The 20,736-nt window shown below is 55.6% G+C and carries 14 protein-coding genes and 1 tRNA gene; 4 read left to right on the forward strand and 11 right to left on the reverse strand.

Going from position 1 to position 20,736, the window contains the following annotated elements:
• Positions 1–12: 12 nt before the first annotated feature.
• The 7 genes from IPM50_04145 to IPM50_04175 form a co-directional block, all read right to left on the reverse strand.
• Positions 13–969, reverse strand: coding sequence for a ribose-phosphate pyrophosphokinase (locus IPM50_04145; GenBank protein QQS33780.1), 957 nt, complete (start codon positions 967–969; stop codon positions 13–15).
• Between the two features lie 60 nt (positions 970–1,029).
• A tRNA-Gln gene (locus tag IPM50_04150) sits at positions 1,030–1,104 on the reverse strand.
• A gap of 38 nt (positions 1,105–1,142) precedes the next feature.
• Positions 1,143–2,024: a 4-(cytidine 5'-diphospho)-2-C-methyl-D-erythritol kinase gene (gene ispE, locus IPM50_04155; protein ID QQS33781.1), complete on the reverse strand. Its 882-nt coding sequence runs from the start codon at positions 2,022–2,024 to the stop codon at positions 1,143–1,145.
• Positions 2,025–2,044: 20 nt separating this feature from the next.
• Positions 2,045–2,386, reverse strand: coding sequence for a hypothetical protein (locus tag IPM50_04160; GenBank protein QQS33782.1), 342 nt, complete (start codon positions 2,384–2,386; stop codon positions 2,045–2,047).
• Positions 2,387–2,465: 79 nt separating this feature from the next.
• On the reverse strand, positions 2,466–4,238 hold the full coding sequence (locus tag IPM50_04165) for a choice-of-anchor J domain-containing protein (GenBank protein ID QQS33783.1): 1,773 nt from the start codon (positions 4,236–4,238) through the stop codon (positions 2,466–2,468).
• Complete coding sequence (locus IPM50_04170) at positions 4,183–6,606, reverse strand: choice-of-anchor J domain-containing protein (GenBank protein QQS33784.1); 2,424 nt, start codon at positions 6,604–6,606, stop codon at positions 4,183–4,185. The genes IPM50_04165 and IPM50_04170 overlap by 56 nt, the downstream gene beginning before the upstream one ends.
• 21 nt (positions 6,607–6,627) lie before the next feature.
• The gene (locus tag IPM50_04175) at positions 6,628–6,819 is read right to left on the reverse strand and encodes a hypothetical protein (GenBank protein ID QQS33785.1); all 192 of its coding nucleotides are present in this window, start codon (positions 6,817–6,819) and stop codon (positions 6,628–6,630) included.
• Between the two features lie 105 nt (positions 6,820–6,924).
• Between IPM50_04175 and IPM50_04180 the strand changes: the two genes are divergently transcribed.
• Entirely contained in the window at positions 6,925–8,424 is a 1,500-nt protein-coding gene (locus IPM50_04180) for a transcriptional regulator (GenBank protein QQS33786.1), read from the forward strand.
• Positions 8,425–8,917: 493 nt separating this feature from the next.
• Here IPM50_04180 and IPM50_04185 read toward each other — a convergent pair whose 3' ends face one another.
• Positions 8,918–10,798 (reverse strand): PD40 domain-containing protein, encoded by a 1,881-nt coding sequence (locus IPM50_04185; protein ID QQS33787.1) that lies wholly within the window; start codon positions 10,796–10,798, stop codon positions 8,918–8,920.
• A 262-nt stretch (positions 10,799–11,060) separates the two neighbouring features.
• On the opposite strand from IPM50_04185, the gene IPM50_04190 reads away from it, so the two are divergent.
• Positions 11,061–12,962, forward strand: coding sequence for a winged helix-turn-helix domain-containing protein (locus IPM50_04190; protein QQS33788.1), 1,902 nt, complete (start codon positions 11,061–11,063; stop codon positions 12,960–12,962).
• A 374-nt stretch (positions 12,963–13,336) separates the two neighbouring features.
• On the opposite strand, the gene IPM50_04195 is transcribed toward IPM50_04190, so the two are convergent.
• Positions 13,337–13,927, reverse strand: a complete 591-nt coding sequence (locus IPM50_04195; GenBank protein ID QQS33789.1) for a CAP domain-containing protein — start codon at positions 13,925–13,927, stop codon at positions 13,337–13,339.
• A 185-nt stretch (positions 13,928–14,112) separates the two neighbouring features.
• Between IPM50_04195 and IPM50_04200 the strand changes: the two genes are divergently transcribed.
• The gene (locus IPM50_04200; protein ID QQS33790.1) at positions 14,113–16,479 is read left to right on the forward strand and encodes a heavy metal translocating P-type ATPase; all 2,367 of its coding nucleotides are present in this window, start codon (positions 14,113–14,115) and stop codon (positions 16,477–16,479) included.
• An 87-nt stretch (positions 16,480–16,566) separates the two neighbouring features.
• Positions 16,567–17,478 carry an isoaspartyl peptidase/L-asparaginase gene (locus IPM50_04205; GenBank protein QQS33791.1) on the forward strand — a complete coding sequence of 304 codons (912 nt, stop codon included), beginning with the start codon at positions 16,567–16,569 and terminating at the stop codon, positions 17,476–17,478.
• Here IPM50_04205 and IPM50_04210 read toward each other — a convergent pair.
• Together IPM50_04210 and cphA are read right to left on the reverse strand one after the other, a co-directional pair.
• Positions 17,466–18,095, reverse strand: coding sequence for a hypothetical protein (locus IPM50_04210; GenBank protein ID QQS33792.1), 630 nt, complete (start codon positions 18,093–18,095; stop codon positions 17,466–17,468). The two genes, IPM50_04205 and IPM50_04210, sit on opposite strands and share 13 nt — an antisense overlap.
• A complete protein-coding gene (cphA, locus tag IPM50_04215; protein ID QQS33793.1) occupies positions 18,096–20,735 on the reverse strand; it encodes a cyanophycin synthetase in 2,640 nt (879 codons plus the stop codon).
• Between the last annotated feature and the right edge of the window lies 1 nt (position 20,736).

The raw sequence follows: 20,736 nt of genomic DNA on the forward strand, positions 1-20,736 counted from the left end.
TTCCTCCGAGCGTTAAATGAACAACTTAGAAACGCTCGTTTCGTCATGTATAGACCTGATCGCCGCTGCCAGCAGCCCGGCGACACTCAAAACCTCAATTTTTCCGCCTTCGACGAGCGGCATCCCGTTCTCATGAATGGGAATAGTGTTAGTAACGATCACCTTTTTAAGGTGAGAATTGCGGATATTGTCAACAGCCTTGCCCGACAGCACGCCGTGCGTAAAGCACGCGAATATATCATTCGCACCTGCGTTGTGCAGTGCCTCAGCGACCTTGCATATCGTCCCGCCCGTATCGCACATATCGTCGATGATCAGGCAGTTCTTGCCGCTGACGTCGCCGACGATGTTCATCACATCGGCCTCGTTCGCGCGCTCGCGCCGTTTGTCGCACAGAGCGAGCCCTGCGTCGAGCCGTTTTGCATAGGCCCTTGCACGTTCAGCACCGCCTGTATCCGGAGCGACAACAATGAGATTCTCGATCGGGTTCTCCCGAAAATAGTCCACGACTATCGGTGCTGCGTACAAATGGTCGACCGGAATATCGAAAAACCCTTGTATCTGCGCCGCATGCAGGTCTATCGTCAAGATCCGTTGTGCACCGGCGGTCGTGATGAGATTCGCGACCAGCTTCGCGGCGATCGGAACCCGCGGACGGTCTTTTTTGTCCGACCGGGCATAACCGAAATAGGGAATGACCGCCGTGACTCTCTCCGCCGAAGCCCTCACAAATGTATCTATCATTATGAGCAGCTCCATCAGGTTGCGGTCGGTCGGCGGACAGGTCGGCTGAACTATAAATACGTCTGAACCGCGAACGTTCTCGCCTATCTGGAAATTGAACTCTCCGTCCGAAAAACGTTCCGTGCTCGCCTTTCCGAGTTCGACGCCCAGATGGCCGCAGATCTCCTCGGCAAGCGCGGGGTGCGCATTGCCCGAAAAGATCTTGATTTTTCCTGTCACGCTCATTTTGCCACCAAATAAAAGAACGGGCGACCTAACCATAGATCGCCCTTTCGTAATTTGCACTGGCTGGGGCGGAAGGATTCGAACCTACGAATGCCGGGACCAAAACCCGGTGCCTTACCACTTGGCGACGCCCCAATGCTGATACAAAGAAACTTACGGAAACAACCTAACGCCTACATTTGAAGCGCCTCGCGATACTCAGAACACGAGATGGCTGATACGGCAAACTTTCGCCAGGTCGATTCGCGATCGAGGGCTTTCATAGCAGCTTGCCGTGTCTCTTGTTTGTCAAAAATACCGAAAACGCTTGCTCCGCTGCCGCTCATCGCCGCATTTACGGCACCGAGTTCCAACAAGGTTTCTTTTACTCGCCGGATCTCGGGATAGGCTGCAAAAACGCCCGTTTCCAAGTCATTTATCAATGCCGGCGAGGCTGGATCAGCGGATCTCATTTCTCGACGGCAAACAGAAAGGATATTTTCCACAGCCCTATTTGTCAAGGTCGGAGCAGTTAAACCGCCGAAAACATCGGCGGTCGGGACCTCGATATCGGGCGTCACGATCAGCAAATTGCCGCAGTCGATATCAGCAACCGGCTCAATTATTTCGCCGCGGCCCGTTCCGACCGCCGTCCCGCCAAAAAGAAAGAAAGGAACGTCCGAGCCCAGCTCCTCAGCGATCGAGAACAGATCGATCGACTGGTCCAGGTCCCACAGACGCGACAACCCTATCAAAGCGACCGCCGCATTGGACGAACCGCCTCCGAGCCCGCCGGGCGAAGGTATCCGCTTGGTCAGATGTATCGAAGCTCCGGCACCGACCGCGAACTGGGAACTCAGCAATATAGCCGCCTTCATTACCAGATTGTGCGCGTCTATCGGGATCGAAGGGTCGTCGCAGGTCAGCGTCAGCTTTGAACTCTCTTCAAAATGGATGGTGTCGTGAAGCGATACAGTTTGAAACACCGTAAAAAGCTCATGATAGCCGTCCGCCCGCTTGCTTATGACGCGCAGCATTCGGTTGATCTTCGCAAAGGACGGCAGCTCAAATTTCATTTCCGTTTGAAAAGAATAGGCTAAGCTGCCGCTTCTTTCAATATGGCCAGTGCGTCGGACTGCAGCTTGCCCGCCTGCATCATGCCGGACTGCAGGCTGCCAGCCTGCACTGTATTTGACAGCGGGAACGCGGGCACCCCTGCTCGCTCTTCGTCGGACCGCAGGCTGCCAACCTGCAGAGGTTGCAGAGGCCCGCGCGTCAGCAAGGGCGGTAGCGAACCGCAGCTTCGTCGGACCGCAGCCTGCCAGTCGCGGCTTGCCGCTATGGCACTGCGGTTAGGCTTGCCTAACCGGCCGCGGCAAAAAAGAAAAACCCGCTCGCAGGCTGCGCCTGCGAGCCGAAGTCTATTGAGTGCACCCAACGGTCGGGTACAACCCGACCGCCATGCATTCGGGGCACAGCCCAAACCCAAAAACCTAAAACCCAAGGCCCAAAAACCGCTATTCCAACCCTATAAAATCGACATCCGTCAACGTATCCATTACGACGATAACACGCGGAACGAAGCGGTAGTTGCGTGAATTTACGCTCATCACGAACGACTCGCCAACCGGCACTTCGTCGAATCGGTAGTAACCGAAGCTCGAAGTTACCGCACGGCGTACCACACCGTTAGCGTCCGTCATCGTGACCTCTGCGTTGCGGAGCGGAGCACCGGTCGACGTGAATACGCGTCCCGATACCTCGACTCCCGCAGCCGTGACCGGCAGCAGTTCGAGTCCCCAGCCGCAGATACCGCCGTTCTGCGTGTCGGGCCTCGGGAAGCCGCCGTCGTCTCTCACATACAGGCTCCATGTTCCGTTGGCGTTGATGCCGCCGAAGTTGCCGAACATCGTCTGGCTGACCGGCCGTGCGACGGTCGATCCCGGCTCGACATACGGTCCTGCAGGTGCAGGTACCGGGAATGTCGTTACAGGGGTCTCCCAGTTCGTCGGCTGATAGACGCCGGTTGCAGGTGCAGTGCTGTTCGCCACGACCTGCGGAGCGGAGTCAGTAAAGGTCAGCGTCCTCGCGTCGTTCGGATTGATCGGGACCACGCCGCCTGCGTCTGCCATCAGGATGTATTTCGCTCCGTTCGGGCCTACAAGCAGGATGTCAACGTTGTCCGGTGAATTCGACCAGTAGTCGAACAGCGTCACACGTACGCGGAACAGGTTCGTCGTAGCGCCGTTGACGAATATCTGCGACGGATATGGCAGACCGATGCTGTTCTCGAAGATATCGATGCACTGCGTGTTCCTGAACTGGTTGGCAGTGTCATTGATGGTCAGAACGGCATCCGTGCCCGGACCGAGCGGCGGAGCACCGCCTGCAGGCCCGATGCCTGTTCCCACAGGATTCGAAAGCTGCAGGATGACTGTCTCAGGGCCTTCTGCAGAGATGTCTCCGCAGATCTGTACGTTTACGATCGCAGTCGTCTGGCCGGCGGCAAAGTTGACCGTCTGGTTCGTTACTGTGATGTAATCCACCAGCAGCCCACAAGCCGCTCCGCCAAATGCCGTTCCCGGCAACGTGCTGAAATCAACACTTGCCGCTCCCGACGTGTCACCTGATCGGTTTAATGTGATCACTGCCGTATTCGGCTCGTCATCCATATACGTCGGCGAGCTGAAGAACACGAAGTTCGTCGGCGTTGGCGACGGGCTCGGCGACGGCGAAGGAGTTGGTGTCGGCGTTGGCGTCGGTGTTGGCGTCGGTGTTGGCGTCGGCGACGGTGTTGGCGTCGGCGTCGGTGTTGGCGTCGGTGTCGGTGTCGGCGTCGGTGTTGGCGTCGGTGTTGGCGACGGTGTTGGCGACGGTGTTGGCGTCGGTGTTGGCGTCGGTGTCGGTGTCGGCGTCGGTGTCGGTGTTGGCGACGGTGTTGGCGTCGGCGTCGGTGTTGGCGTCGGTGTTGGCGTCGGCGATTCGACAGGTGACGGGCTAGGCGTCGGCGAAGGCGTCGGGCCTGTCGGGCAGCTGATCTCGACCGTATCTATGCCGATATAGTTCGAGTTGTTGCCGGTTGGTCCGCCGTCCTCTACGAAATACCTGAATCCAAACCGTCCGGTCGTCGGCCCGCCAAGTCCCGTTACAGTTACCGTAAACTGCGTCCAGACTTCAGGATATACACCGCCGGTTTGATACGTCGGGTTGATATCAAGAAGCAGGTTGGTGAAATCACCAACCGATGTGGCGGTTGAGCCAACGTTCGTGCTTGTGCCCGCCGTGCTCATACGCACCTGCAGGCGATCGGGGGAAAGGATTGTTGGTTGTTGTACGCGTCCAGAAGGACATCTGCACGCCGTTCTCAAGCGTGACCACTGGTGTAAGTAGCCAGTTGCTAAGCGTTGCGACGCCCGTTCCGTTGTTGAAATTCGCTCCGATATATGAATTTGGGTCTCCTGTATGCGACGGGAACACCGTTGGATTGCCCTGGAACCAACCAGTCGTCCCTGGACCCGGTTCTGACAGGTTCTGCAGTGACCAACCACCACCCGGAAGTGTTCCAACATCCTCGAATCCCTGAGTGAAAGGCGTGCAGGACGGCGACGGCCCAGGTGACGGGCTCGGTGACGGTGTTGGTGACGGTGACGGCGTCGGTGTCGGCGTTGGGCTTTCTGACGGTGACGGTGTCGGTGTTGGGGACGGTGTCGGCGTCGGGCTTGCAGATTCCTGCACCTCGACAGAGCCAATGTCGCAGCCGCTGCCGACCGGACGCGGCAAACCACGTTGATCCGTAGTCACCGTAGTTCCGCAGCCGTTTGCCGCTGCAGGAATTGCGTTGATCACCGGGCTGCCGGGTTCGGGGAGATGCGAGAATGTGCTGCCGCCGTTATTCAGTTTGGGGCCCAGCATTGGGTCCTGGCCAATGATATCGGTCGGCTGGGCAGGGTTGCCGTCTGTCGATCCCAATAGGTTATAGCCGAAAGAGATCACAGGTCCGTTAAGATTTGGATTGGTTTCGGCATTGTTTGAGACCACCGAATTGGTAAGTTCCACCGTCCCGCCTCCGGTGTTGCTGATACCGCCGCCTGTTTGCGTTGCTTGATTGTTGAAGATGGTGGCGTTGATAATAGTGGATTTTGCAGTTCCGGCAGTGCGCAATTGGCTGATGCCGCCGCCCGTCGTCGCATTGTTGCCGGAGATCGTCGAATTGACGATGATCACCTCGGCCGTCCCGGCTCCCGCCGAAACGTTTCTAATTCCACCGCCTTCGCAGGGAAGCGGTCCTTCGGGCATTAATGGAGAGAAAAATACAGGGTCACAATCGCTGTCCGCAAGTGCGTCTTCTTCAATATCCAATCTGGTCACATTCCCGCCGAGGTTAACATTGACGATCGCCGCACCTTCTCTTTTGGTCCTGTTTCGTTTTATCGTCGTCTTGCGAGACCGCGTCGTCGCATTGCCCGTACTGCCGACATTTACGCCGGCGCCGCCTGCTCGACTCGATTTGTTGTCACTTAGGCTTGAACTGTTCAAATTAAGTGTTCCGTTCTGATTATAAAACCCCCCTCCGGTACCGGGCCCGTTTCCCGTCGCACCCAATTCCGAACTCCAGATCATTTCGCCGGCATCCGCAAAGGTCGCTGATGTGCTGTTAGCGGTATTGTTGTCGATAAAGCTGTCATTAAAGGTCGTAGTATTTCCGAGTATCGTGATCCCGCCGCCGAATGCTTCAGCAACGGTGCTGGATGCCGTATTGAATGTTACAGACGAGCTATTGACGGTAAGAGCGGTCACACAGTAAATACCGCCGCCGACGCCTTGAGCGAACGTCGAATTCGATGTGTTATTCGTTATCGTCGAGCCGGAAACGTTCGTTGTGGTATTGACAGGAATTGCGATGCCGCCGCCGAAGGAACTCGCCACGCCGGAATCCGCTGAGTTTCCGGAGATCGTCGAATTAGTAATCGTATAAGTCCCTGCATTATTAAAGAAAAGGCCGCCGCCGGACGCACTTGTGCCCGCGGTGGACGATCCCGCACGGTTGTTCGAGATCGTGCTGCTAGTGATATTTACCGTGGAATTGGCAGCCGCCGAAACCGCGATGCCTCCGCCGCTTGAAGCGTTCAGGTTTTGAGTGACCTCGATCCCGGTGAAGTTTGCGGTACCTGCTCCGCTATCTACGCGAATACCCGCACCGAAGACGTTCCCGGCATTTCTGCCGTGGCGGATGGTCATATTTTCGAGGCTTACGGTCATTCCGGCCGTGATGAAACGAATGTGAAAGACCCTCTCGGTCGCGACGCCCGGCGCCGCATTCGCTTGAATTATAGTTATGCCCATTCCCGCGCCCATTATCGTAATCTCTGAATTGATATCCCAGTCGCCGCCTGCATTGTTGTTTTCGTTGGCAGAAACGAGCGTCTGCGTGTAAACGCCCGCGGGGACAATGATCGTGTCGGGGCCCGCGAGGGCATTTGCCTCAGTAATAGCGGCGCGCAGGGAACAGTTTCCCGAGGCGTCAGCGCATATGCCGTTGCCTGGATTTGCATCCTGCGTATCGGCGGTCGTATTTACGTTAAACGTCGCTGCGCTAACCGCAGCAGCAAATATCAAAACCGCTATTGCGGCACATAGGGTATTCCTCAATGATCTCATCAGTTCCTCCTTTGCCAAACATCAGGCCATCTCTTCCAAAAACATGTCCGGCGCAGATTTGTCGGCAGTCTTTTCTAACGGATCGGCCGGATCCTTGTCGTCTCTTTTCGATACGACCAACGCCTCGCGGCGGCGACTGACCGTCACGGTTTCGACCTTTTCAAAACTGATCTCGAAAAGGCGCGATTTCTGCGTTGAGTTTTGCTTTGCCAAATCTAATAAATGGGTCTAATATATTCGGACGATCCCAAGTTAGACATTTAGGGCCTGAAAATCCTTACAAAAAACGGAAATTTTTCCGAAATCGGCTATCTGGCTGTGGAAGGTGCTGAAAACAGACTTTTTTTTGAATTCGATGAGTTTCGCATCGATGTTGGGGAACGCCTGTTGTTCCGGGAATCCGAACAGGTCGCGGTCGCTCCAAAGGACTTTGACCTGCTAATGGTCCTTATTGAGAATCGCGGCCGCACTGTCACAAAAGAGGACCTGATGGATAGCGTCTGGCAGGATACGTTTGTCTATGAAGGCAACCTGTATCGGCACATTTCCACGCTCAGAAAACTGTTGGAAGAAAGCCATCGCGATTCCAAACTGATCACGACAGTGCCAAAACGAGGTTATCGTTTTGACGGCGAGGTCCGCGAGGTATTTGTCGCAGAAAGTGCTTTGATCGCTGAAGAGCGCACGCAATATCGAATTGCCATCAACGAAGTTACAGAAACCGCAAAAACGTCGAGGCTCGCATTATCATTTAGCACACTTGCCGTTGCGACCGTCATCATCGGCGTCGCTGCGTTCGCGACGATCATGGGCTGGCGGCAGTTGTCGCCCGGCAGTTCGGCGGCAGCGTTCGTGCCCAACATCAAAGAGCACGGAACCGAAAATGCAGAAGCATATGAGCTTTTCGTCGAAGGCAGACAGCTTTGGAAAACGCGTGCCACGGCGGACCTGCACAACGCGACGATCAAGCTCGAACAGGCCATCGAAAAAGACCCGCAATTCGCACGGGCCCATGCCGCACTCGCGGATGCGTATGCGTTCGATTTTTTTGATTGGGTAAAAGCCGAATCTGTGGCTGAAACCGCGGCCCGGCTGGATCCAACCCTTGCTGAACCGCACGCGACGATCGGCTTTATACGTACATTCTGGCAGTGGAAACCAAAGGAAGCAGAATCTTATTTCAAAAGAGCCGTAGCCATCGACCCTGGCTATGCGACCGCACATCAATGGTACGCGATGAGCCTGGCGGCACGCGCAAGGACCGGGCTCGCATTGGCAGAACTGCGGCTGGCTCTCGAACTAGATCCCACATCAACAGCGATAAATGCTGATATGTGTCAGATGCTCTATTTTTCGCGACGGTATGATCTCGCTATCGAACAATGCCGACGTACGCTGGAACTGGATCCGCAGTTTGGCAACGCCCATCAATATCTCTACGAGATCTACACGACCTTGGGGCTGCATGAAGAGGCAATAGACCGATATTTCATTATGGAAAAACTAGGCCTCATCCCGCAGGACGTTCTGGCTGACAGCGAAGATCTGCGTCTGGCGTACGCTTCCGCAGGTGTCCGATCATTCTGGGAAAGAAGAACCGAAATTCTAAGACGAACGCCTGCAAACGCCTACCGTTTAGGCCAGTATTACGCCAGGCTTGGCGACAACGAATCAGCACTAGCCGCATTCAGCCGAGCCTTTGAAACCCGAGACCTCGATTTCATTTTCTTCGCCATCGACCCCGCCGCGGAGGCTTTGTCTAAAGACCCACGCTACAACGACCTCACCGCAAAACTCATCGACATGCCCACAAACTAAACCCAATTCGGAATGCGGACACCTCTTAGCTCCCCTCCTTACCAAGGAGGGGTGGCGATCCCGTTGAACATCGGGATCGACGAAGTGGTTCTCTCGCTGAACCGCAGCCGGGAACGCGGGCACCCCTGCTCGCTCTTCGTCGGACCGCAGGCTGCCAACCTGACTCTTGCGGCTTGCTGCTATCGCACTGCGGTTAGACTTGCCTAACCGGCGGTGGCGAAAACAAATCCCGAGTACCGAAGTTGCCCAAGCCCGCGCGTCAGCAAGGGCGATATCCGGAGCGTCGTCATACGGGAGGAGCTTCGTCGGAAGATGCCTGTGATCATTTTGTATGCTTTGGTCGTTCGCTATCGCCCTTGCTTACGCGCGGGCTTCTGCAACTTCGTTCTTCAACAAAATACCCCGCTTCAAAGAGCGGGGCAATTCTTTCGGACCGCAGGCAGCCTGCCTGCTCTTGCTATACATTGCAGGCTGGCAGCCTGCGTCCCGTCGATCACTCCAGCCCGACGAAATCAACGTCGGTCAACGCCCCCGTCACGGTCACTTGGCGCGGGTTGAAACGATAAGATCGGGAGTTGACCGTTATGGTGTAGGACGGGCCGACCGGGATACCGTCAAAACGGTAATACCCGAAGCTCGATGTGACGGCGGATAGCAAGAAGCCGCCCGGGCCCGCGATCTTGACGGTGGCGTTGCGCAGTCCGCGTCCGTCTGACGTGAATACACGCCCTGACACCTCGACGCCCGATGCCGGCGGTCTGAACCAGTCGCTCAGGCGGTCGTCGGCCGAGTTGCGCATCAGCCGTATCGGATTCGAGCCGTCTGCGTTCATTATCCAGATATCCGATTGTCCGCCCGCACGATACGCGGCGAACATTATCTGCGTTCCGTCCGGCGACCAGATCGGCGTCGTGTCCTGGGTCGCGTTGTTGGTCAGGTTCACTACGTTCGTACCGTCGATGTTCATCGTGTAGATGTCCCAACCCGGGAGCCCATTCACCGTCGTCGAATTTCGGACAAAAGCGAGCTTCTGGCCGTCAGGCGAGATATTGATGATCTGGCTGACTATCGGTGAGACGGTGTTTGTGATCAGTTGTCTGTTGGTACCGTCAGCATTTGTCACACAGATCTGATAGTTGCCTAAGCTGCTGTCGCTGCAAATAAAAACGAGTTTGGTGCCGTCGGGTGTGAACTGAGCCTGATCCTCGTCGCCCGCGGTGTTGGCCGCCGTTATCGGCTGTTGGTTAGTGCCATCAGGGTTCATCGTGTAAAGGTCGCAGCCAGGCTGGTTGCACCGCGAGAATATGATCTTTTGCCCGTCGGGCCGCCATCCTGCGCTGATGTCGTTCGTTGCCGTGTTCGTTAGCCGTGTTTGGTTCGTGCCGTCGGCGTTCATGATCCAGATCTGATACGGGTCGGTACCGGTCTCACGCCGCATATAGACGACCTTCTGGCCGTTCGGCGAGAACTTCCCGGCAAACTCGGTGAAGGCATTATTGGTCAACCGAACCTGTGACGAACCGTCCGGGTTCATTCTGTAATGTTCGAATGTGCCGTTTCGCGTGGAAAAGAACAATACCGGCAACGCTCCGGTCGGCGTTTCGGGAACGCGGTCGAGTGCATAGACCTCGTTCTGCGTGAGAGGTGTGTCCCACAGCCTGACACGCGCGACGTTGCCCGCCGAGGATTGCAGCGGATTATTGATAACGTCCTGAAAGAACCTGATACCGAACGGTATCGGCCCGCCGCCATCCGTGTCCGAAAACCGCAAAATGCCGTCGCGGTAATAATTTACCTGTCCGGTGCCCGTCCGTACGACGACGATCTGCGTATAGGCGTTGTTGAGCATCGGAGTGTTGGACGTGTTCTCAGGCTCAAGCCGTCCGTCCAGAAGGTAGAGCCAATCAGCCGCAGTACCGCCCGAAAGGTCGAAAAGCCGGCGTCGTTGCGAAATATCGTCCAGCTTGAAGAGTATCGCTATCGAGAACGCGTTCTCGGGCACGATCGCACCGATGCTGTTGATCGCAACACCGCCGTTAGTAGCGAACCGAAATGTCTGCCGCGCGAAACCATCGACCGAATCACTCACGAACGAATTCGCTCCTGCCCCGATCAGCTCCGTCAACGGCGGCGCCGTCCCGACCGAACTGTTCAGATTCCCTAAGAACTGATAATCCGCCTTCAACGGCCCGCTGCCGTCCCCGTTCGCGACCGGTGAAACTGACCGAGTCTCGGCATTCTTGTAAACCCCGATCCCGACCGTCTGCCCAAAGGAAACAAGGGCGGCCATGATTCCGATGGACATGACCGCCGCTGCCAAATACCACTCTTTCTTGATCTGAACGACCGATCTGTTGATTGCTTGCCGACTCATAATATCTCTCCCTGATTCGTCGCCTATAGCGTATTTCACGATTCTGCGCGTCCGGCAGACGCTGCCCGCCGCCCGATATACAGACCATGCTTCGGAGCCAGTGAAGACAGGCCTTTGCCTGCGGAGCCATTGACTAATCGACGATCTTTATAAGGCGGTATGTCTTACCGGCCCTGATTTTATTGCCGCGGCGTTAGGAAAGTAATTAAACTTCTGCTAATTTCGTGCTAAATTTGCTCATCCGGCGGGTAAAACGGTGGAAATGAACGGACGATCGAGAGAACCTGGCGGCCTGAACGGCCGGGTGATCCGATTTGGCGAATTCGAGCTTGATCTTGCCGAAGAGAGTCTGCGGCGCGGCGGCGAGCCGCTGAATATCAACCATAGGATGTTCCAGGTCCTAGCCCTGCTCGTCGAACGCCGCGGCGAGATCGTCAGTAAGGACGAATTTTTTGAGCAGGTCTGGGCCGGCAGCCATGTCGAAGAGAACAACCTCACCGTCGCGATCACCGGCCTTCGAAAGGCCCTCGGCGACGATGCCCGCCACGCCCGCTTTATCGAGAACGTCCCGCGCAAGGGCTACCGGTTCGTCACCGATATCGAGTATGAAACTAAACCGGCGGTTGCCAAGTCCGTCGCGGTCCAAACCTCGGAGCGAAAAACGAATCCGTTTCGCCTCGGCCTCGTCTTTGCATTGTTTTTGCTGCTGGCAGGGGCTGCGGCTTATAGTTTCCGCACATTCGGGATACTCGGCGCCGCTCCGCGGACGATCGGATCGGTCGCGGTCCTTCCGTTCGAGATCTCCGACCCCGAAGCAGAATATATTGCGGACGGACTGTCCGAGACCCTCGCAAATCGATTACGTGTTTTTCCGGGCCTGCGGGTGACCGACCAGCGGGCCGCATACGAATACAAAGGTAAGACGTCGGACCCGATCGCGGTCGGCCGAGAGTTGGGCGTTGCCGCCGTCCTCACCGGACGCGTCGATAAGAGCGGTGACCAAATGACGGTCTTTGCGGAGTTGACAGATGTCGCGGGCAGCTTCGTTATTTGGAACCGAGAGTTTCCGGGTTCCACTAATGACCTTCTTTCGCTTCAGAAGGAACTTGCCGACTCGCTGACCGGTGTTGTGTTGCCGGCCGCATCTGAGGAGGAGCGTGCCAGGCGGGCTGTACGCACGACCTCAGACCCTGAGGCTTTTGACCTGTATATCCGCGGGCTTCATTTGTGGAACAAGCGGATAGATTCGGACATCGTCCGTTCGATCGAGCTCTTCCGTGCAGCGATCGATAAGGATCCTACGTTTGCAAAAGCGTACATCGCGCTGGCAAATGCATATTCGCTCGCGGAGTTGAGTGAACGCGGCATCTCGAATGAGGAACGTGCGAAACTCGCCATCGCAACCGCAGAGAAAGCACTCGAGATCGACGATACATTGGGCGAGGCATACTCGGCACGGGCTGTAAATAAGTGTTTTATCAATTGGGACTTGGCCGGTGCCGAGGCCGATTATCGGCGGGCACGCGCACTCAACCCCAACGACGCCATCACGCACCATTGGTATGCAGAACTTCTCGCGATGCACGGCCGATTCGACGAAAGCCTCGCGATGTACGAGCGGGCGATGGAGCTTGACCCGCTTTCCTCGCCGATACGGACCGACTATGCACTTACCTTCTATTACAAGAGAGATTACGATCGGGCGATCGAATTGCTGAATAAAGAGAAGAACCTGCATCCGAATTACGCCCGGACATATCTCTTCCTTTCATATGTTTATCCCGAAAAAGGCATGTACGCCGAGGCTGTCGATGCTATGGAAACGCGGTTCGACATGATAAACAGCGCCGGTGGCGTGACGGCCGAATGGTATCAGGGCCATAAAGAGCGACTCGCAAAAATGCGTGCCTCGCTGCCGTCAGGCATACGCGGTTTTTGGGAAGGCACACGCATCGACGACCAAAACGAGCCCTATTTAACGGCCGTCGCATATGCGAAAATGGGTGAGAAGGAAAAGGCTTTCGAATTCCTCGAGCGGGCATTCGAGATACGCTACACCGGCATGGTCTGGCTCAAGGTCACGCCCGAACTCGACGATCTCCGTGTTGATCCGCGGTTCTCCGACCTACTCCGCCGCGTCGGGCTCGAACCCAAGATCGAATAGTCTTCACAATCGAAGCTGAGCACAACTGACCGGGAATGGCGGATCGATCTCGTGGTCTGCATGTTGCCGACTCCCGCGAGGGCTTCCGCAGCGGCACGCGGCGGCAGACGGCGGCAAAAGGAAACAATGCCCGGCCGCGCAGCGTGAGTAGATCACGCCTTGAAAACGTGCGGTCGCCCTGTCTGCACAGCGGCCCGTCTATTATCTGACCTTGTTACGTGATCCTGACGTGCAAACGGCAATCGGCGACGGGCATTTTTTGCCCACCGCCGTGTGTAGCCGCGTATTGCCGCGGCCTATTTTTACAGTTTTTGTGTTAAATTTATGCCCTTTTTGAATCTTCTTCGGGCCTTTTAGAAGCGATTCCGAAAAACTTAGCGTTTGACCAAGAAGACCTGTGTGAAATAGTACGATCCGTCTGACGCTATCGCGACGCCGACGGCGGATTCACGCCAGTTCGGGTCGAGCATGTTGCTCTTGTGCGACGATGAGTTGAGCCAAAGCTGCACGGCCTTTGCGACAGGATCTTGGTAGCCGCGGTTGTAAGCGATGTTCTCGCCGATCGCACGCCACTTACGAACGCCTTTCGCGTCGGCACGATCGCTGACCATCTTGTTGTCCAGGCCTCGATGGCTGAAGAACCGAAATTCCGCCATATTCTGGGAATGCTCGCGAGCCACAGAAGCAATGTCCTCGTTCCACGTCAACGGCGAAAGCCCCATTTCTACGCGGGTACTGTTGATCATCTCGAACGCGATACGCTCGACAGATCTCGTGTTAACGACAACGGCCGCCGCAACGTCAGATTCCTTTTCAGGCACTCGCCTCGGGCGAAATATCTCCTCGATGTCCTCAGCTTCGCCCAGCTTTACAGCCACGGGAGCCTGAAAACCGGTGTTCTGTGAAAATACCGCGGGTGTGAGCGCTAATGTTACAAGAAGAAGGGGAAAGAGTTTTTTGAGCATCTGGACCTCACTTCGGCAGCCGGACGTTGCCCTGTTTTGCGGCATTCCAGGCTTTGCGCTCCCGACCGCGGTCGAGATTGCCCTTTCGGATAAGGTGGTAAAACAAATCTGGTTCTACCGTCTAAATGAAATATCGAAAACAGGCGGCGTTCCTGAAAAATCCGCTATTGCTGTAAGATTTCCGTATGGCGACGCCCATTTCCATCGGCCGCAACAAAACCGACGACGAACCGCCGCAACCGCATCAAGACCCTGTCTGCAAAATGTGGGTCCTGCCCGAAACCGCCGCCGCTGAATTCGAATACGGCGGACAGACCTATTATTTCTGCATGCCCGAATGCAAAACGAAGTTCGCCGCAGAGCCGCAAAAATATCTTGACCCGTCACGATCAGGCGACGCAATGCCGCCCGCTGACGCAGGCGGTTCTGACGTCGAGTACACCTGCCCGATGCATCCGGAGATCGTGCAGATCGGCCCGGGTTCTTGCCCGATCTGCGGGATGGCGCTCGAGCCAAAGGAGATCAGCCTGGATGACCGGCCCGACCCCGAATACGCCGATATGAAGCGGCGTTTCGCGATCTCGGCCGTGTTGACAATGCCGGTATTCGTATTGGCGATGGCCGAGATGTTTCCTGCATTTCACTCGGTCGTGCCGCCGCGTGTTTCGATCTGGATACAGTTCTTTTTGGCAACACCCGTCGTCCTGTGGGGCGGCTGGCCTTTCTTCGAAAGGGGCTGGGCATCCGTAAAGAACGTCAGCCCGAATATGTTCACGCTGATCGCGATAGGCACAGGAGCCGCACTGTTATACAGCTTCGCCGCTCTGTTCGCACCGGGTCTCCTTCCGGCAGCGATGCACGATCTGCACTCGGGCATCGTCCCCGCGTATTTCGAGGCGGCCGCCTTGATCGTCACGCTTGTGTTGCTCGGCCAGGTACTTGAACTGCGGGCACGTTCGCAGACCTCGTCAGCGATCAAAGAACTGCTGCGGCTTGCACCCGAAACCGCGACCGTCGTATTCGATGACGGTTCGGAAGAAGTCGTCGACCTCCGTCACGTGGTGCAGGGCCAGACGCTTCGTGTAAAGGCGAACGAAAAGGTGCCGACCGATGGCGAGATCATAGACGGCGAGACCTCTATCGACGAATCGATGGTCACGGGCGAATCAATGCCCGTGAGCAAGACGGCGGGAGACAAAGTGATCGGCGGCACGCTCAACGGCAACCGCAGTTTTCTAATGCGTGCGGAAAGGGTCGGCAAAGAGACCCTGCTCGCACAGATCGTAAAAATGGTCGGCGAAGCACAGCGTTCGCGTGCTCCGATCCAGCGTCTTGCGGATGCGGTCTCGGCATATTTTGTACCTGCCGTAATTGTGGTTGCGATCGTCGCGTTCGGCGTCTGGCTCGTGTTCGGCAGTCTGACCTATGCGATCGTCGCGGCAGTTTCGGTGCTGATAATCGCCTGTCCGTGTGCCCTTGGACTGGCAACCCCGATGTCGATAATGGTCGGAACCGGAGTCGGTGCAAAGAACGGCGTCCTGATAAAAAAAGCCGAAGCCCTCGAACTGCTCGAAGGCGTCGATACGATCGTCGTCGATAAGACCGGAACTCTGACGGAAGGAAGACCTATGGTAGGCTCGATCATTTTTGAACATCCGTACAACGAATCATCTCTGATGAAATTCGCTGCCAGTGTCGAAAAGCTGAGCGAGCACCCGCTTGCTTCAGCAGTTGTTGCGAAAGCTGAACAGCTTGGAATTGAGATTGTCGAGGTCACTGACTTTAAGTCAACGACCGGGAGCGGTGTCGAAGGCATCGTTGAAGGCAAGCACGTCATGATCGGCAAACGTTCGTTCCTGCCGCGATCTTCACGAGATCAGATGGAACAACATGTTCACTATAATCTGCAAGACCCGATTGGATTCATCGAAGTCGCCGGGCAATCAATTCTCTACGCATCAATTGACGGCAAATTTGCAGGATTGATCGGCGTTTCTGACGCCATCAAACCATCCGCGAAAACCGCGATCGACGCGCTTCATAAACAAGGCATTGAGGTCGTAATGATGAGCGGTGACAATCAGGCGACGGCTGATGCTGTAGCGAAAGAGCTTGGTATCGACCACGTCGTTGCCGAGGTGATGCCGCAGGAAAAGGCCGCGAAGGTGAAAGAGCTGCAGCAACAAGGCACGCGCGTGGCGATGGCCGGCGATGGCGTTAACGACGCACCGGCCTTGGCACAGGCTGACGTAGGTATTGCCTTCGCGAGCGGCACCGATGTGGCGATCGAATCGGCAGACATCACCTTATTAAAACCCGATCTCGACGGTATCCTGAAAGCACGAAACCTAAGCCGAAACACGATGAAGAACATCCGCCAAAATCTGTTCTTCGCCTTCGCTTACAACATCATTGGCGTACCGATAGCCGCCGGTGTTCTGTTCCCGGTGTTTGGCTTGCTGCTGTCGCCGATGATAGCAAGTGCCGCGATGACGTTCAGCTCGGTCTCGGTCATCGCTAATGCCCTCCGGCTAAGGAACCAAAAAATTTAGCCACTGAGATCACAGAGTGCACAGAGACGACGATCTTGATCCTGAAAACTCTGTGCCCTCTGTGTACTCTGTGGTAAGTTTTACTGTATGACAAGAACGGCGTTGGCGATACATGGCGGGGCGGGAACGATACTTCGTTCGCAGATGACGCCTGATCTCGAAGCGGAATACCGCGGCGGCCTGGAAAACGCTCTGCGGGCAAGTTGGGAGATCCTGGAGAAAGGTGGATCGTCGCTCGATGCCGTTGAAGCTGCCGTGGTGTCACTCGAGGACTTTCCCTTGTTCAACGCGGGCCGGGGATCGGTTTTTACTCACGGTGGCCGTCAGGAAATGGACGCTTCGATCATGGATGGCCGAAGCCTGAAGGCCGGAGCCGTTGCGGCGGTCAGGAACATCAGAAACCCCATCAAACTCGCTCGATTAGTGATGGAACGCACAGAGCATATCCTGCTTTCGGGCGACGGAGCGGCAGATTTTGCCGCATCTGTCGGTATCGAGACCGCTCCAGATGAATACTTTTTTACCGAACACCGATGGCTACAGTATCAGGAAGCACTCGCCGCCGGCCGTGTGCAGCTAGATCATTCCAAACCGATCGGAACGGTCGGCGCGGTCGCCTGTGACGCAAACGGCAACCTTGCGGCGGCGACATCGACGGGCGGAATGACCAACAAGAAGTTCGGCCGTGTGGGCGATACCCCGCTGATCGGTGCGGGAACATTTGCCGACGACACATGTGCAGTCTCATGCACAGGCCACGGAGAGTATTTTATGTTGGGAGTGTCCGCATTTGACGTGGCGGCACGCATGAAATACAAGAGACTTTCGTTAGAGGACGCTGCTCGCGAGACGATCGAGCGACAATCCGAGATCAATGGCGAGGGCGGTCTGATCGCGGTGGACAACGAGGGCAATATAACGCTGCCCTTCAATTCCGATGGCATGTATCGCGGGTATATTGATGGCGACAGACCCGTAACTGCTATCTATTCAGACTGACCGGAATAGTGTTGCAATAGAAAGGTCATAATCTGAAAACCCGCTGCGATGACGCGGCCGCCCATCGGATCCTGCGTCAAGGCTTCGAACGGCCCTTCACCAAAATATAGGCCATCGGAAACGAGAAAGGTGAGTCGTGCATTGCCATTGGCAGGCGGATCAAGTCGTTGGCCATCCCAAGGGCCGATCTGTGAAACCACGCTTATCGAAGCATCAAGCAATTCTCCCACCAAGGCATCAGAATACTCGGTACGAGAATCCCACACGAACAGAGAGCCCGAATGATTTATATATCTGATGGTACCGTCGGCGTATGCAGCTAACGCATCAAGACCAGTTTCCATCCCAACCTCGATAACTGTACCAAAAAGCAGTTTGTCCGTTATCGGCTGCCCGATCTCCCGCAGCCTCAGTGCCGCTAAGGCACGCGTCCGAGCCTCTGACCAATCAGCATAGACGATGGTCCGTATTTCGTCTGCGTTTGCCCGTCTGTCAAAAAGTTCCTTCCACGGCGAGGCGGAAATGTCGCCGTCCGCGGGGCGAAAAAGCTCCAGATCGTCGCAAAAGAGGAGATCATAGATCTTATTGATGGATGCATCCGGATAAGGAGTGATCATTTATTTCGTCTTCCCTTCATTGAGCATGTCGCGGTATTCCTGAACGAATGCGATGTCGTCCGGCACCCGATCTGCCAACGTCACTACAAGTTCGCCTTTCCGTCCATATTTTATCGCGTGATGGATGGCGTCGCGGCTTTCCGGAATTATCCTGACAGCCGGATCCTTCTTTGACTTTGCGATCCCCTTATTCAGCAGCTCGTATGTCTGCTGCTCGTCCCGTCCACGCAGATAGTGGCCGCGGCGTATTACGATGCGGTCAAAGGTCTGACCCGCGACCTGTCCGAATTCGACTATATCCTCGTCGCGGCGGTCACCGGTTCCGTTAATGACACATGTGCGATATTTATGTGGGAGCTTTCCGATGAACGAGGCTAAACCTCTAAGCCCGGCCGGGTTATGGGCATAGTCCATTAGTACAGTTACATCGCCAACCTCGACGAAATTGAGACGTCCCGGTGTCTGTGCGGTACCGGCATTGAATGTCGTCAGCCCAACGCGGAGGTCCTCCAATGAAACACCGTGGACAAAACATGCAAGTGTCGCCGCGAGAACGTTCTGGATCATGAACTCGGCACGTCCGCCATAGGTCAACGGAATATTTGTCACCTTTTCAACGCGGACCTTCCACTTGCCTTTCAGTATTGTTACGTAGCCATTCTCATACACACAAGAAACGCGCCCACGTTCAGCTCGCTTTTTGATGTTCGGGTCGTTCTCGTCCATTGAAAAACAAACGACCGTTCCGTCGCAGAGCTCTTTCATCGCGTAAACTAGCGGATCTTGTGCGTTCAAAACGGCAAACCCTTTCCTTGAAACAGCACGCGGAATGACGGATTTCACACGCGCGAGGTCTTCCAACGTGTTAACGTCTTTAAGCCCAAGATGATCGGCGGCCACATTCAGCACAACCCCTACGTCACAATGATCGAATCCCAATCCCGAGCGAATGATGCCGCCGCGTGCTGTTTCGAGCACGGCAACATCGACGGTCGGGTCTTTCAGCACAAGCTGTGCGGATACGGGGCCTGTATTGTCGCCCGCCGTGATCTGCTGGTTGCCGATGTATGTGCCGTCGGTTGTGGTAAAGCCTACCGTTCGGCCGCTGTTTTTCAAGATGTGTGCAATTAGACGCGAGGTCGTTGTCTTCCCGTTAGTTCCGGTAATGGCAAATATAGGAATTCTCGACGGAGTGCCCGGCGGAAATAGCATATCAATGACATGTTCTGCGACATTTCTGCCAATGCCTTCACTCGGAGCAAGATGCATTCGGAATCCGGGAGCTGCGTTAACCTCGATGATGCCACCGCCGTTCTGAGCGAGCGGCTCACTCACATTCGGAGCGATAACGTCAATACCTGCAACATCTAGACCTATTATCTTCGCAATGCGCTCGAACAAAAACAAGTTTTCCGGATGCACTTCATCCGTACAGTCGATCGCGGTGCCGCCTGTTGAAATATTGGCGGTTGTCTTCAGGTGAAGAACCTCGCCTTTTTTGAGCTTAGTATCGAGGGTGTATCCTGCCTTCGCGATACATCGTTGGGTCTGATTATCCACGTCGATCTGAGTTAGAACATTTTCGTGACCATAACCGCGCCGAGGATCCAAATTGATAATATCGATAAGCTCTTGGATAGTGTGTTTTCCATCGCCAACCACGTGTGCGGGAACACGTTCAGCGACAGCGATAAGGCGGTTGTTGACGACCAATGCTCTGAAATCCGAGCCCGTCAGCTGCTGCTCGACGATCACCCAACGAGAATATTCCTTTGCTTTTTCCCACGCGATCTTCGCCTCATCGAGATTGCGTATGCCGACGGTCGCACCTTTGCCGTGATTACCGTCAAGTGGTTTAATTACAGCAGGATAGCTAACTCTTTCTAAAGTGTCTTCTAGGTCGTCGATCTCACGGATACGATATCCTTTGGGCACCGGCACGCCCATATCGCCGAGCAGTTTCTTAGTTGCGCTTTTATCTCCGGCGATATCGACAGAGATCATGTTCGTATTAACGGTCGTCGTCGCCTGAATGCGCTTCTGATTAACGCCGTAACCAAGCTGCACAAGTGATTGATCGTTCAGGCGAATATACGGAATTCCCCGGCTCTCGGCTTCCTCAACGAGCGATCCGGTCGACGGCCCAAATCGCACATCTTCTCTGATCTCACGCATTCGGCGGATGTCAGCCGCCAGTTCCGTCTTTATCTCATCGATCGGGCGCTTCTCAGCGAGGTCCAGCCAAAGCCTGACAGCAGCCCGGCCGGCAAATCGGCCTACCTCTTCCTCCACGTAACTGAAGACTACGTTATAGACGCCTTTTTCACCTGTTTCGCGTGTACGGCCGTAGCCGGTGTCCATACCTGCAAGCGTCTGCAATTCAAGGGCGAAATGCTCGATCGCGTGGCCGGCCCACGTACCTTCCCGGACCCGCCTTAGAAAACCGCCCTCTTCTCCGTAACTGCAGCCATGGGTCGATAGCGACGGCATTGCATCCACCATACGCTCGTAAAAGTACTTGATCTTGTTCGTCGGCTTTCGCTCGAACGCGCCGATATCAAGCCGCATTATGATCAGCTTTTTCCAATAGCCGCTCCAATAGTTAGGCCCGCGTAGTGTGCGAATTTCGAGTATTTCCATA

Source organism: Acidobacteriota bacterium (assembly GCA_016700075.1).
GTDB lineage: Bacteria > Acidobacteriota > Blastocatellia > Pyrinomonadales > Pyrinomonadaceae > OLB17.

What these genes read in the sequence shown, in the direction of transcription:
- IPM50_04145 (QQS33780.1), bottom strand. Translation starts at nt 969, where the DNA reads ATGAGCGTGACAGGAAAAATCAAGATCTTTTCGGGCAATGCGCACCCC.
- ispE (QQS33781.1), bottom strand. Translation starts at nt 2,024, where the DNA reads ATGAAATTTGAGCTGCCGTCCTTTGCGAAGATCAACCGAATGCTGCGC.
- IPM50_04165 (QQS33783.1), bottom strand. Translation starts at nt 4,238, where the DNA reads ATGAGCACGGCGGGCACAAGCACGAACGTTGGCTCAACCGCCACATCG.
- IPM50_04170 (QQS33784.1), bottom strand. Translation starts at nt 6,606, where the DNA reads ATGAGATCATTGAGGAATACCCTATGTGCCGCAATAGCGGTTTTGATA.
- IPM50_04185 (QQS33787.1), bottom strand. Translation starts at nt 10,798, where the DNA reads ATGAGTCGGCAAGCAATCAACAGATCGGTCGTTCAGATCAAGAAAGAG.
- IPM50_04190 (QQS33788.1), top strand. Translation starts at nt 11,061, where the DNA reads ATGAACGGACGATCGAGAGAACCTGGCGGCCTGAACGGCCGGGTGATC.
- IPM50_04195 (QQS33789.1), bottom strand. Translation starts at nt 13,927, where the DNA reads ATGCTCAAAAAACTCTTTCCCCTTCTTCTTGTAACATTAGCGCTCACA.
- IPM50_04200 (QQS33790.1), top strand. Translation starts at nt 14,113, where the DNA reads ATGGCGACGCCCATTTCCATCGGCCGCAACAAAACCGACGACGAACCG.
- IPM50_04205 (QQS33791.1), top strand. Translation starts at nt 16,567, where the DNA reads ATGACAAGAACGGCGTTGGCGATACATGGCGGGGCGGGAACGATACTT.
- IPM50_04210 (QQS33792.1), bottom strand. Translation starts at nt 18,095, where the DNA reads ATGATCACTCCTTATCCGGATGCATCCATCAATAAGATCTATGATCTC.
- cphA (QQS33793.1), bottom strand. Translation starts at nt 20,735, where the DNA reads ATGGAAATACTCGAAATTCGCACACTACGCGGGCCTAACTATTGGAGC.